The sequence below is a fragment of the Candidatus Burkholderia verschuerenii genome, from assembly GCF_001189365.1.
GTDB lineage: Bacteria > Pseudomonadota > Gammaproteobacteria > Burkholderiales > Burkholderiaceae > Caballeronia > Caballeronia verschuerenii.
Genome location: NZ_LFJJ01000127.1, coordinates 1 through 12,332 on the forward strand (window position 1 = coordinate 1; position 12,332 = coordinate 12,332).

General features: G+C 60.0%; 15 protein-coding genes and 3 pseudogenes. 10 read left to right on the top strand and 8 right to left on the bottom strand.

Going from position 1 to position 12,332, the window contains the following annotated elements:
* The 4 genes and pseudogenes from BVER_RS32685 to BVER_RS19405 form a co-directional block, all read left to right on the top strand.
* A pseudogene (locus BVER_RS32685) lies at positions 1–125 on the top strand (IS5/IS1182 family transposase); the annotation flags it as partial.
* A 148-nt stretch (positions 126–273) separates the two neighbouring features.
* Entirely contained in the window at positions 274–1,788 is a 1,515-nt protein-coding gene (locus BVER_RS19395) for a sensor histidine kinase (RefSeq protein ID WP_083452260.1), read from the top strand.
* A complete protein-coding gene (locus BVER_RS19400) occupies positions 1,763–2,434 on the top strand; it encodes a response regulator transcription factor (protein ID WP_050454694.1) in 672 nt (223 codons plus the stop codon). Before BVER_RS19395 ends, BVER_RS19400 begins: the two co-directional genes overlap by 26 nt.
* Positions 2,435–2,599: 165 nt before the next feature.
* Positions 2,600–3,346, top strand: a pseudogene (locus tag BVER_RS19405) (porin); the annotation flags it as partial.
* Here BVER_RS19405 and BVER_RS19410 read toward each other — a convergent pair.
* Complete coding sequence (locus BVER_RS19410; RefSeq protein ID WP_157056136.1) at positions 3,336–3,584, bottom strand: hypothetical protein; 249 nt, start codon at positions 3,582–3,584, stop codon at positions 3,336–3,338. The pseudogene BVER_RS19405 and the gene BVER_RS19410 overlap by 11 nt on opposite strands.
* Positions 3,585–3,730: 146 nt before the next feature.
* Entirely contained in the window at positions 3,731–4,669 is a 939-nt protein-coding gene (locus tag BVER_RS19415) for a LysR family transcriptional regulator (RefSeq protein ID WP_050454696.1), read from the bottom strand.
* A gap of 106 nt (positions 4,670–4,775) precedes the next feature.
* Between BVER_RS19415 and BVER_RS19420 the strand changes: the two genes are divergently transcribed.
* On the top strand, positions 4,776–5,510 hold the full coding sequence (locus BVER_RS19420) for an SDR family NAD(P)-dependent oxidoreductase (protein ID WP_050454705.1): 735 nt from the start codon (positions 4,776–4,778) through the stop codon (positions 5,508–5,510).
* Between the two features lie 54 nt (positions 5,511–5,564).
* Entirely contained in the window at positions 5,565–6,164 is a 600-nt protein-coding gene (locus BVER_RS19425) for an NADPH-dependent F420 reductase (protein WP_050454697.1), read from the top strand.
* Positions 6,165–6,212: 48 nt separating this feature from the next.
* Here BVER_RS19425 and BVER_RS32690 read toward each other — a convergent pair whose 3' ends face one another.
* A complete protein-coding gene (locus BVER_RS32690; RefSeq protein WP_198155307.1) occupies positions 6,213–6,440 on the bottom strand; it encodes a hypothetical protein in 228 nt (75 codons plus the stop codon).
* On the opposite strand from BVER_RS32690, the gene BVER_RS19430 reads away from it, so the two are divergent.
* The gene (locus BVER_RS19430) at positions 6,432–6,731 is read left to right on the top strand and encodes a winged helix-turn-helix domain-containing protein (protein WP_232316671.1); all 300 of its coding nucleotides are present in this window, start codon (positions 6,432–6,434) and stop codon (positions 6,729–6,731) included. The genes BVER_RS32690 and BVER_RS19430 overlap by 9 nt on opposite strands.
* 1 nt (position 6,732) lies before the next feature.
* On the opposite strand, the gene BVER_RS34265 is transcribed toward BVER_RS19430, so the two are convergent.
* Positions 6,733–6,951 (bottom strand): hypothetical protein, encoded by a 219-nt coding sequence (locus tag BVER_RS34265; RefSeq protein WP_232316672.1) that lies wholly within the window; start codon positions 6,949–6,951, stop codon positions 6,733–6,735.
* A gap of 40 nt (positions 6,952–6,991) precedes the next feature.
* On the opposite strand from BVER_RS34265, the gene BVER_RS19440 reads away from it, so the two are divergent.
* Both BVER_RS19440 and BVER_RS19445 read left to right on the top strand, forming a co-directional pair.
* The gene (locus tag BVER_RS19440) at positions 6,992–8,056 is read left to right on the top strand and encodes a sensor histidine kinase (protein ID WP_050454699.1); all 1,065 of its coding nucleotides are present in this window, start codon (positions 6,992–6,994) and stop codon (positions 8,054–8,056) included.
* 216 nt (positions 8,057–8,272) lie between these two features.
* On the top strand, positions 8,273–8,554 hold the full coding sequence (locus BVER_RS19445; protein ID WP_050454700.1) for a DUF4148 domain-containing protein: 282 nt from the start codon (positions 8,273–8,275) through the stop codon (positions 8,552–8,554).
* A gap of 18 nt (positions 8,555–8,572) precedes the next feature.
* Here BVER_RS19445 and BVER_RS36520 read toward each other — a convergent pair whose 3' ends face one another.
* Positions 8,573–9,025, bottom strand: a complete 453-nt coding sequence (locus BVER_RS36520; RefSeq protein WP_232316673.1) for a response regulator — start codon at positions 9,023–9,025, stop codon at positions 8,573–8,575.
* A gap of 131 nt (positions 9,026–9,156) precedes the next feature.
* Between BVER_RS36520 and BVER_RS19455 the strand changes: the two genes are divergently transcribed.
* Positions 9,157–9,837 (top strand): response regulator transcription factor, encoded by a 681-nt coding sequence (locus BVER_RS19455; protein ID WP_050454701.1) that lies wholly within the window; start codon positions 9,157–9,159, stop codon positions 9,835–9,837.
* Between the two features lie 224 nt (positions 9,838–10,061).
* Here BVER_RS19455 and BVER_RS30390 read toward each other — a convergent pair whose 3' ends face one another.
* The 3 genes and pseudogenes from BVER_RS30390 to BVER_RS32700 all read right to left on the bottom strand — a co-directional run.
* Positions 10,062–11,606: a trypsin-like peptidase domain-containing protein gene (locus tag BVER_RS30390; protein WP_083452263.1), complete on the bottom strand. Its 1,545-nt coding sequence runs from the start codon at positions 11,604–11,606 to the stop codon at positions 10,062–10,064.
* 6 nt (positions 11,607–11,612) lie between these two features.
* Positions 11,613–11,951: a trypco2 family protein gene (locus BVER_RS19470; RefSeq protein WP_050454704.1), complete on the bottom strand. Its 339-nt coding sequence runs from the start codon at positions 11,949–11,951 to the stop codon at positions 11,613–11,615.
* A gap of 256 nt (positions 11,952–12,207) precedes the next feature.
* A pseudogene (locus BVER_RS32700) lies at positions 12,208–12,332 on the bottom strand (IS5/IS1182 family transposase); the annotation flags it as partial.

Sequence of the window (12,332 nt, forward strand, 5' to 3'; positions counted from 1 at the left end):
TCTTTAAGCGTATCAAGCATTTTCGTCGCGTCGCCACTCGATATGACAAACTCGCCCACAGCTACCTCACCTTTGTCTCCATCGTGTCTGCCTTCGGGCCGCTCTTAAATGTGAGCAGGACCTAGCGAAAAATGCGCGTGCTGAAAGAAGGCAGAAGGGTAAGCGCGAATAAAATTTCGGCATTAGGCGTGACCGGGTGAATGCAGCCGATCAAGGCAAGAGTTTATTTTTAGTCTGAAGCCAGGACGCGCATGTTCGGGGGAAATCAGCACGATGCGCAAAGTCTGGACGGCAAGAGCGAATGACACGCGCATCGTTGCAGATGCAACGGACATCCCGCGACGATGGATCGCCCGTTTGCTGCGGAGCGTCTGTGTAGCGACGTTTCAGGTGGACCTTCGCGCGCGCTTGCTCTGCTGGCTTTTGATTCCACTTGCCACGTTCGTGCTGGTGACGGCGTGGACATCGTACGAAGCGGCGCGTCAAACAGCGGGATTGATGCAGGATACGGCGCTGTTGTCGTCGGCCCGGACGATCATCGAGGACATCGAATGGGCGGACGGCGGGCTTAGCGCCACGATACCGCCGGCGGCGCTCGAACTCTTTGCGTCGCCTTATCAGGATCAGGTGTTCTACAAGGTCGTCACCGGGCGAAACAGGTTGCTGACGGGAACGCCCGATTTGCCGACGCCGGTTCGACTCGGCTTCGAGCCCGTGTTCTTCGAGACAACGCTGAATGGCCACGCCATTCGCGCCGTCGCGTTTTCGCGCGAGCTCTACGACTCCGGACAAGCCGAACGTGTGACGGTCGTCGTCGGAAAAACGCAGGCTTCGCGCGAAGGCATGGTGGCGCAACTCTGGCGCCCTCAGTTGATTCGCGAGTGCATCATGCTCGCCTTCGTCGCGGCGCTTATTCCGTTGGGCCTGGCGGTCGAATTGCGTCCGTTGATGAAACTGCGGGACGATGTCGCGGGTCGTCAGCCGTTGCAGATCGAACCGATGCGTGCCGAACGCTTGCCCCAGGACGTGAAGCTGATCGTTCAGGCGATCAATCAATGCATCGCGCAATTGAGGCTCAATGCGGATCGGCAACGCCAGTTCATTGCCGACGCTGCGCATCAACTACGTACGCCTTTGTCGCTTCTCGATGCACAACTGCAATACGCCACGCACGAGGACCGCGACGACGCGCAAGCCTGGATGGCCTTGACCGGCGCGCGACGGACCGCTGAGAAGATGAAGAAGATAACCGCCCAACTGCTTATGCTGGCGCAGGCGGAATCGATGCCCAGACTTACGCCGCGAAAGACGAGCCTGCCGACGGTCGTCGCATCCGTTCTCGAGGATCTGATCGTGGCCGCGCAAAGACGCAACATCGACCTCGGCGCGGAGTTCAATGGCAATGCCAACGTTGAGGGCGATTCCGAGTTGCTCGCCGCGCTTGTTTTGAATCTCGTGGATAACGCCATCCGCTACACGCAAGAGGGCGGACGTGTCACGGCACACGTCTCTGATGACGGCGATAAGGTCGTGCTGCGCGTGATCGACAACGGACCGGGAATTAGCCGAGACGTGCGCTCGCGCGTATTCGAGCGATTTTTCAGGGCGTCGACTTCGGCGGACGGCACGGGGCTCGGTTTATCCATCGTGAGGGAAATCGCCCGGCTTCATGGCGGAGATGCTGAGCTTGGTCCCGGAGAAGCAGGAGCCGGTCTGACGGTGACTGTCCGATTGCCCGCGTGGAAGCATGTAGGAAAAGACGATGAAACTGCTGCTGGTCGAGGATAGCGGGAAACTGGCGCACTGGATCGTCAGCCTTCTGACGTCGGAAGGTTTTTTTATCGATCATGTATCCGACGCCGAACAGGCGCTGCCGATCTCACGCTCGCAGTGCTATGACGTGATCCTTCTCGATATGCGTCTGCCGTCGATGAGCGGCAAGGAATTTCTTTCTCTCATGCGGCGTCGAGGGAACACTGTTCCCGTTCTGATGCTGACCGCCCACGGTTCGATCGACGACAAAGTCAGTTGCTTCGAGGCGGGTGCCGACGATTACGTCGTCAAGCCCGTCGACGCAAGAGAGCTCGTGGCGCGAATCAAGGCGCTCGTGCGTCGAAGAAATCCGGAAGCCGCGACCCATCTGCTTTGTGGCGATCTCGAATACCGCTTCGACAGCAGGCAATTCAGGCACGATGGAAAAGTGCTTGCCTTAAGGCGTCGCGAGCACGCGATCCTCGAGACCTTGATACTTCGCCAGGGCAAAACGGTATCGAAGTCTTTGCTGATGGAGAGCATCTTCGGACTCGAAGAAGCAGCGAGCGTGGATGCGGTCGATCTCTATGTGCATCGGCTGCGCAAGCATCTGGTGGAATCGCGCGCCAGCATCATGACCTTGCGGGGGTTGGGCTACATGTTGCGCGAACGCGAGAACTAGTCACGATATCGGTGAATGTCCTTACGATCCTGAGCAGTCCATGATACCGAAGTGAAGGAATTGGAAAGTTAGCATCGCTCCTGTCTTTTATATCGTCATCTCAAGCGAATAAAGGCAGCCAGTCGAACGAAGCTGATTCCTACACAAAGATTTTCGGAGGCGGATTTGAAAACACGACACATCGCTTTTGCGGCGGCGGCCCTGTTGGCCGGAAGTGCGCACGCGCAGTCCAGCGTGCAGTTATACTGGTTGCTGGATTTGAGCGTGCCGAGCTATATCACGCATGCGGACGATGCCGGCAATCATGTGGTGGGAATGGGAAATGGCGGCGAACCCTGGTTTAGCGGAAGCCGCTGGGGCGTTCAGGGGGCGGAAGATATCGGCAGCGGTTCGAAGATTATCTTTCGACTGGAGAGCGAATACCGCGTGAGCGATGGCCAGATGGAAGACCCGGGGCAGATCTTCGATCGCTACGCGTGGGTCGGCCTGCAAGACAACATGCTGGGCAAGATCACTGTCGGCTTCCAGAACACGATTGCACGCGACGCAGCCGCGATTTATGGCGATCCGTATGGAAGCGCGCATCTGCGAACGGAAGAGGGCGGCTGGACCAACTCGAACAACTTCAAGCAGTTGATCTTCTATTCCGCGAGCGCCACGGGAACGCGTTCGAGCAACAGCGTCGCGTGGAAGAAACTCTTCGGCAACGGTCTCTATCTGAGCGCCGGCTATGCGTTCGGAAACACGACCACCTTTCCGACTCAATCGAATTATCAGGTTGCGGCGGGATACAACGGCGGCGCGTTCAACCTGTCGGGGTTCTACAACCACACGAATCACCTTGGCTACACGGACCAGGCGTATTCCTTCGGCGGCAACTATACGTTCGATATTGTGCGCTTCAATGCGGGGCGATCAGCGCGCCGAACACGAGGCCGAGCGGCGCGGCGCTCATGACGACGCCGAACGTGGCTCTGGCGAGTTGCCAGTCGTGGACGATCGACGGGGCGATGAAGCCCATCATCGCGACGTCGATGCCGTCGGCGGCCACGATAAAGAAGCACAGCACGACGATCAGTATCTGCCGGACACTGAGCGGCCGGCCGTCGATGAACGCTTTGACGTCCACTGCCTGTTGGGGAAGATTCACGTCTGTCTCCGGTTATTTGGACTTGTGGATGCTTTCTTTTCGAGCATCTGACGTGATTCTATTGACACTAATCAAGGACGATTGAAGCAAATTCGCGGTATCTGCGATGCAGATTTTGCATTAATCGGTTGCGCCCAACGACGCGATCATTTCTTCGATTTCGCAGACTTTCTCCCCGAATCCTTCGGACACTTCGCGGGATTGCCGAGAAGCTCGACCAGCCGCGTCTCGCATTCGGAAAACGCGTATCCGCGCCGCTGCGAAACCATGAACGTAAGCGGACGCATGTGCCATGCGCGCCTTCGAAGTTCGACAAGCGTTCCGTTCGCGAGATCGTCCGCCACCATATGGCGTGGCATGTGGCCCCAGCACAAGCCGCCTCTGAGCAGATCGTGCTTCGCGCCGAGATCATTCACGCGCCATTGGCGTTCGCCGGCGACGCCCTGCTGTGTCTCGTCCGCGTCGGGCTGATTGTCGGTAACGACGAGTTGGATATGGCGGCCGAATTCCTCGCGCGGAATCGGTCCCGCGATGGCCGCCAGCGGATGCGATGGCGCGCAGACGGTCACCATCTGCGCGTCGCAGAGATGCAGCCTTTCGATGGCAGCGGTGCTCAACTCCGGCACGTCCGTGATCGTCACCGCCAACGCGCACGTGCCGTCGAGAACCAGACGCTCGCCGCCCTGCATCGTCGTCATGCGCAGGTTGATGGCAACGGTCGGAAAGTCCGCCTGCAGCGTGCGCAGGCATTCGATCAGGTGCGCGCGCGGGAAGTACGTATCCACGGAAATCGAGACCTGCGGCACGCCGGATTCGGCGATCGACACCGCGCGCATTTTCATTTCCTCGGTGCGCGAGATCACGCCGCGAGCGTCGGGCAGAAGGCTGCGGCCCGCGGCCGTCAGCGTCGCCTTGCGCGCGTTGCGCTCGAATAGCGCGACATCGAAGGCACTTTCGAGCGCGGCGATCGCGTGGCTGATTGCCGACTGCGCGCGTCTCAGTTCCCGTGCCGCGCCGGAAAAGCTTCCCTGATCGCAGACGGCGACGAACGCCCGAAGCTGATTGATGGTGACGTTGTCGAGCATGGGTATCTAAAGAGTAGATGGCATTGATCCATCTTTAGTCAATTGTCTTCATGAATCAAGGGCTCCAGAATCTATTTCGTCGCTTTTGTTTCCAGGGATGCATGACATGAACAGATTGAATGGAAAGACCGCTGTGATCACCGGTGGCGCTACCGGCATCGGCCGGGCCGCGGCGAAGCGTTTTATCGACGAGGGCGCGTTCGTTTTTATCTTCGGTCGACGGCAGGAGGCACTCGATGCCGCTGTCGCCGAACTCGGGCCCAATGCGCGCGCGGTCAAGGGCTCGGTATCAGATCTCGCCGACCTCGATCGGCTTTATGCGGCGGTGAAGGCCGAGCGCGGAACCGTCGACATCGTGTTCGCCAATTCCGGCGCGGGCGGCCAGCTTCGGCTCGGCGAGATCACCGGCGAGCACATCGACGAAATCTTCGATACCAACATCAAGGGTGCGATTTTCACGGTTCAACAGGCGCTGCCGCTGATGCGCGAAGGCGGTTCGATCATCCTGACCGGATCGAGCGCGGGCACCACGGGCGCGCCCGCTTTCAGCGCCTACAGCGCGAGTAAGGCGGCGGTGCGCAACCTCGCGCGGACCTGGGCGGAGGACCTGAAAGGCAGCGGCATCCGCGTGAACGTGCTGTCGCCCGGGCCGACGGCGACCGAACTCGCGAAGGAAGCGCTAGGCGAGGAAGGCATGAAGGCCTTCGCCTCGCTCAATCCGCTTCAGCGCATGGCCGATCCGGCGGAGATCGGCGCGGTGGCGGCCTTTCTCGCCTCGCAGGACAGCAGTTTCATGACCGCCAGCGAAGTCGCCGTCGATGGCGGCCTGGCGCAACTCTGATGCACGACGCCCGGCCAAACGCGTGCCGGGCGTTGCAAACCGAAGGAGAAATAGATGAGCTACGCAATTATCGGCTTCGGCAAGATCGGTCACGCGCTTGCCAGGGCGTTTGCCCGTCGAGGCATCGAAGTGTTAGTCGCGACGACGCGCGATCCGGAAAGCTTCGCGTCCGATGCTGCCGCAATCGGACCCGGCATCATTCCGACAAAACTGGCGGACGCGGTGAAGGCGGACGTCATCTTCCTGGCGGTCCGGTTCGCATCGCACGCGGATGTCGCGAAGGCGCTGCCGTCGTGGCAGGGGAAAATCATCGTCGATGTGACCAATGCCTACGGCACGCCTCCCGAGGAAATGGATGGACTGCCTCCCGCACAATTCGTCGCGCGGGCCTTTCCCGGCGGGCGACTCGTCAAGTGCTTCAACCATTTGGGCGCGACGGTTCTCGGACAGCATCCGGCCGTACACGGCGGCAGGCGCGTCGTGTTTCTATCGAGCGACGATGACGGCGCCGCAGCGGAAATCGGCGCGCTGGCGGAAAAGCTCGGCTTCGCGCCGATCGAACTCGGCGGGCTTGCGGATGGCGGCTTACTGGTTCAGGGACGCGGCGATAGCTGGGGTCGACTGATCTTCAAGGATCTGGTCAAGTTCGATTGATGAAGCGAACGCAAACGACGCCGGAAAAACCGGCGCCGTTTGCGCCGCTCACTTCGACTGCTGCCCTTCCGTCGCGCCGCCATAGCCCGATTGCGCGGCGCTGTCGCCTTCATGCTGCTCCGCATAAATCGCGCGATTGTGCGCGATGGTCCGCGCATTCGGCGAATATTGCGTGCCGCTGCTGGGCACGAGACCTTCGATTTCATCGAGCTGACCGCGCGGCTCGACGCCATCATGCGCCGCCGCGACGGTGCGCCGGATGCGCAGGTGTACCACGTCGGCCCGCTCCGGCTCGATCTGCTCAAGCGCGAACTGATGTGCGCCGGACGCGCGGTCCCGCTGCTGCCGCGCGAATACCGGCTGCTCGAATATCTCATGCAACACGAGGGACAGGTCGTGAGTCGCACCATGCTGTTAGAGGCGGTGTGGGATTATCGGCTGGAAGAGCGGACAAACGTCATCGACGTACACATCAGCCGCTTGCGCAAGAAGCTGGATGAGACCGGCCATGCGCCGATGATCGAAACGGTGCGCGGATTGGGGTATCGACTGCGTGCGCCTGACTGATCTACATCGCACGTCGGGCTTCAGGCTCGCGACGTCGTTTCTCGCGCTGTTCGGGATGGCGACCTTGCTGCTGTTCATTTATCTCTATGTGGCGATCACCGGTTTCGAGCGAGAACGCATCGACGACTGGCTCGTGCGCGAACACGCCGAGTTGCGGCGCGAACAGTCGTCCGATCTCGCGATGCGCTTCGATCAACAGAATCGCTACGACACGCGTCATCAGCGGCCGTTCGGACTGTTCGATCCGCAAGGCGCGCATATTGCGGGCGGTTATCCGGGCGACCGTCCAGCCATTCTTTTCTTCGACAAGCCATTTCCGCTCAGACTATCGGGCTTCGAGCGCGATCCGCCCGCGCGCTGCATCGCCTTGCGCTTGCCCGACGCGCGTCGCGCTGCAATGCCAGAACACGCGCGAACTCGATCACTTCGACGAAGAACTGCTTCGCGTGTTGTTGATCGCGGGCGTGCTGACGGTGTCGATCGCCCTGCTTGGCGCGGTGCTGGTGGGCGCGCGTTCGATTCGACGTCTCAATGCGGTCACGGCGTCGATTCAGGAGATCGTCGCGGGCAATCTGAGCCGCCGTTTGCCGGTTCACGCGAGGGACGACGACCTCGACCGGCTGGTCCGCGTGGTGAACGGCATGCTCGATGAAATCGAGCGCCTCATGCACGAAGTGAAGGGCGTGTGCGACAACATCGCGTACGATTTGCGGACACCGCTCACGCGTCTGATCGCCAGCCTCGAACGGGCGCAGCGCCGGCGCATGAGCGAGGCGGACTATCGCGCGACGCTGAGCGACGTGGCCGAAGAGTCGGTCGGCATTCTACGCACGTTCAACGCGCTGCTTCGTATCTCCGAGATCGAAAGCGGCGCGCGTCGCGAGCACTTCGATCAGGTGGACATCGGCACCGTCGCCGCCGATGTCTTCGAACTGTACGAGCCAGCCGCCGAAGAGCGCGACATCTCGTTCTCGCTGCATCAAAGCGAAGACGCGCAATACGACATGCTCGGCGATGCGAGCCTGCTCTTCGAGGCCGTCGCCAATCTGACCGAAAACGCGATCAAGTTCGCGCCGCGATCCGGCAATGTGCGGATCGAACTCTTTCACGACAAGCGAACCATGGACATTCGTATCCGCGACGACGGTCCCGGCATCGCGCTTGCCGAACGCGAATCGGTATTCCGGCGCTTTTATCGTGGCGAGGCGAGTCGTCATACGCCGGGGAGCGGGCTGGGGCTGAGCCTCGTCAGCGCGATTGCGCGCATGCATGGCATGAACGTTTTCTTCGACGATACCGAAACAGGTTGCGCGCGATCGCGATGACGAGGAGTACGGGCCACGAACCTGGCGCAACTCGACTTAGCGATCGCGCGGGTGCCTGACGCTTCGCACGCAAGATATCGAAATCGTAATCAGCGCGTCAGATTCCGGGCAGCACCGGAATCGCACAATGACTTCAACGTCGTCGCGAATCGAACGACGTTGGAGGGCAAGTTGCACTACCGCAAGCTCCCTCCGAAACCGTCGAGTGAGGGAACGATGAAGACATTTCTATGCGGCTTGCTTGCCGCTGCCAGCCTGATACCGGCGACCGTGTTCGCGCAACAGACGAACGGTCCTTTGACGCGCGCCGACGTGCGCCATGAACTCGCGCAACTCGAATCGGTGGGATACAGGCCGAGCACGCACGACGGCGACTATCCGCAAGCGTTGATGTCGGCGGAAGCGAAGGTCGCCGCCATCGATGCGCATCGCATCGCGTATGGCGGCGAGTCTGCCGGGACGCATGCCAGCGGTGCGCCGGCGTCGGCCGCGCAATAACGCATTCAATTCAATTTCTCAAATGTGAACACGATGAAGAAGCTCGTCTATATCATTCTCGCGACGCTGTCTTTCGGTGCCGCAGGTCAGGTTTTCGCGCAATCGAGCGGTTTGACGCGCGCCGAAGTCAAGCAGCAACTGGTGACGGCCGAAGCGCAACGGTTTGGTCAGGTAGTCGTCGCCGCCGGCGCGCAAGCCCCGCACGCGTTCATCGACGGCGGACAGGGCGCTCAGGATCAGCACCGGCGTGCGAACGCTGGCCTGACACATCGAAGCCAGCATGCCCAAACCTTCGAGGCCGCCCGGCAGCATGCGGTCGAGCACAATGACGTCGAACTCGTTCGCGAGGGCGAGCAAGAGGCCGTCGCGGCCGGTTTGCGCGGTCTGCACCGTACAACCATGATCCGTGAGCGCTTCGACGATTTCCTCGAGCGTTTGCGCGTCGTCTTCGACGACAAGTACGTTTGGCATGTTGTCCCGCAAGGTGATCGGCCTTTGCGATTTGCGTTACGCTAAACGCCGCGATGAATGCAGACGCCAGTATGCCACCCTGCCCCATTCACGCATTTCGCGCGAACATGAAATAAATTTAATCTTCGGGCATGCGCATTCTCCTCATCGAAGACAACACACGCACGCGTCAATTCCTGCTGCGCGGCCTGATGGAAAGCGGCCATATCGTCGATGCAGTCGATGACGGCGCGACCGGCCTCGTCTATGCACGCGAGCCGATTTACGACGTGATCGTGAGCGACCGGATGCTGCCGGGAATCGACGGCATCGCACTGGTACGCGCGCTGCGCGCGGAAGGCATCGAAACCCCTTTGCTCATGCTGTCGGCGGCGGGCGGCCTGCATGAGCGCGTGGATGGCATACGCGCCGGATGTGACGACTATCTGGCCAAGCCCTACTCGTTCGCGGAATTGCTCGCGCGCATCGAAGGTCTCGCGCGCCGCGCGAACGGCACGCGCTCGGGCGATACCTTGACCTGCGCCGATCTGGCGATCGACACGACATCGCGAAACGTGACTCGCGCTCATCGCGCAATACGCCTGCAGCACCGCGAATTTTTGCTGCTCGAATGCCTGATGCGCCATCAGGGACAAGTCGTCACGCGCACCATGTTGCTCGACGCCGCATGGGATTACGACTTCGAACCGCGCGGTAATATCGTGGACATGCATGTGCATCGTTTGCGCGGCAAGGTCGATCGAGACTTCGACAAGCCGCTGATCCATACCATCGTCGGCGCGGGCTACATGGTCAGCGACGAAGCGCCGTAAGCGCATCGCGTTTCATGTCGCCGCGTTAACGAAAGTTCATCTTCGCGCGAACGGCCCGACAGGGCTGCTTCGCTACGCTGTTTCGCATTCCCGTTGCGAGAGAGCGTGTCATGGTTCATCGGATTGCCGCCTGTGTCGTCGCCGCGTTCATCGCGGGCTGTTCGATGACGCCGGCCTATCGTCGGCCTTCGACGCCAGTGCCAGCCGCTTTCGCCACGACTTCGCTAAGCACCACCGCGCCCGTGCAAAGCGGCTGGTGGCACGCGTATCGCGATCCGGCGCTCGACGCGCTCATGGCCGTCAGTCTCGCGCATAACTACTCGCTGGCATCCGCCATCGCGAGCGTCGAGCAAGCACGCGGCACGGCCGAGAAGGCGGGCGCGGCGCAGTATCCGTCGCTCGGCATCGGCGGGACGTTCGATCGCGCGCATCAGGGCGGCCATCATGGATCGAATACGAAGAGCCGCCGCACTCGGTCGACCGAGTGCGGACTGCGTGAGGTCCGATGACCAAAACAGCCGCGGACGAGTTTGGTCCCGCCATAACTCAATGCATTGTTCAACGAATTGGTCTTCGTCTAATGGTTCGTCGTCCCATGGCTGCTGCATCGCGTTCCAGAGTTGCATGCGCATGTAGCGCGCGGCCTCGTCGGCCGTGTCGGCCGGAGAACCCCAGACGATGTTGGCCGCTGCCACGGTGTCTCCCGGCCAGGCAATCTTTTGGCACATCGTGTAGTTACTCAGTCGCTCGATCAGCAAATCGGGCGCGTGCTCGGGGCGGTCTGCGCCAGGGAGAACGAGCACTAACGGCTTGGGACGAGGCGAACCTGACGCATCGTTCGACAGTCCGCGTTTCGCGTCGCTGTAGCGGAGGATGACATCGGCCTCCTGCCTGCTACGATCGAGTAGGCAGACCCGATTGAGGATTGCGGGCGGTTCGAGTACCGCGCCCGGCGGGGTGGCATTGCCATCGCCGAGTACGGCTGAGACATCGACCTGGGTGGCGCGGCTCTTATCACGCGACACAGCGCGCTTAAGGATCGCGCTGGCTTGCGGATCACGCAGCATGGGATCGAGGCGTACCGCCTTGAACTCGTATGGCCAGTTTCTGACAGATATTGTAAAGATGCCTATAAGTTCTGGAATGCTGTCCTCGGCGTTTTCCTCGTCGCTGAAGACTGCGGAGCCCGACATACCGGACCAGTCCAGTGCGGCCGCAAGACGAGGGTCCTCTTGAAGTCTGTCGAGACGAGCCTCCTGAATGCCGATTGCATTGCTAACAAGATAGTCGCCGGTCTGGCAAATACCAGTCAATTGCTTCGTGTCACGTCCTCGCACGCCGCTGTCGCGAAACACTGGAAATCCAACTGCGCTGACGCGCGCTACGGATGGCGGATCTCCGTCCGCTTCAGTTCCGTTTCCGAGAAGGCGCATGAGTGGTCGCTTCCATAAGCGCAGGCCGCCAGCGTTGAGCAATTCAGCGCGAATGCGTATCAGCGCCACGTCGCAATCACGAGCAGCGTCGAAATCCGCGAGTTCCTTTCGGCTTGGCCACTCGGGTTCGGCCAGAGCCATCTGAATCTTGTTGTTGCGCATTTCCACGGTACGTACGTATATCTTCGCCTTCAGGATGGCACGTGGATCGTCTACGGACACGAGCACGTGTCGTGCGGTTAAGATGTAACCGTCGCCTAGTAACAAGCCGCTTCCGTACAGTCCGGAAGGGCTGCTATAAATTTCGGCGACGCGATTTAAAAGCAGAGTGGACATGTCCGCTCATTTCTTTTCTAGAGGGTTGGTTTTGACTGCATCGCTGATCAGAGCCTCAGCGTTGTCTGGTCCCGTAACAGGTTCGAGAACCAGTTTAAGTCGATGCGTTGCCGAATTTTCGTAGGAGCCGGAGCCGCCAAGTTCGACGACCCAGAACTTGATGCTTCCTTTTCCTTCGCCTTTCTTGGTTATGCCGATCGTCATTTCCAGTTCTATGGGCTTTAATCGGAAATGCAGATCGCTGTCTTTGCCGCGTGTGAGCGCATCCATGAGTTCAGCACGCAGGTCCTCGATGGCGTCGGCGAGCGGGACTTCGCTACTACGAGTCGTTTGGTTCATATCCATATCTCGTCCTGGTCAATCGCCACCTGTATATTGTTGGTCATACGACGGCTCTATTTTTCAGTTTGGATAGCGAATCAGGTAGTTCAGGATCTTTAATTTAGCTTATGGAATGCGAAATTCAAGCAGGACGACAAGGCGATATCAGCCAACTTGACATTCAATAAAAGACGAAGCGAACGTTAGATATCGAGTTCAGGTTGAAGAACGCAGACTAAGTGAATTGGATCAGGTGGCTGTTCCACAGGACCCGAACATACTAGGTCCTGTTCACATTTAAGAGCGGCCCGAAGGCAGACACGATGGAGACAAAGGTGAGGTAGCTGTGGGCGAGTTTGTCATATCGAGTGGCGACGCGACGAAAATGCTTGATACGCTTAAAGA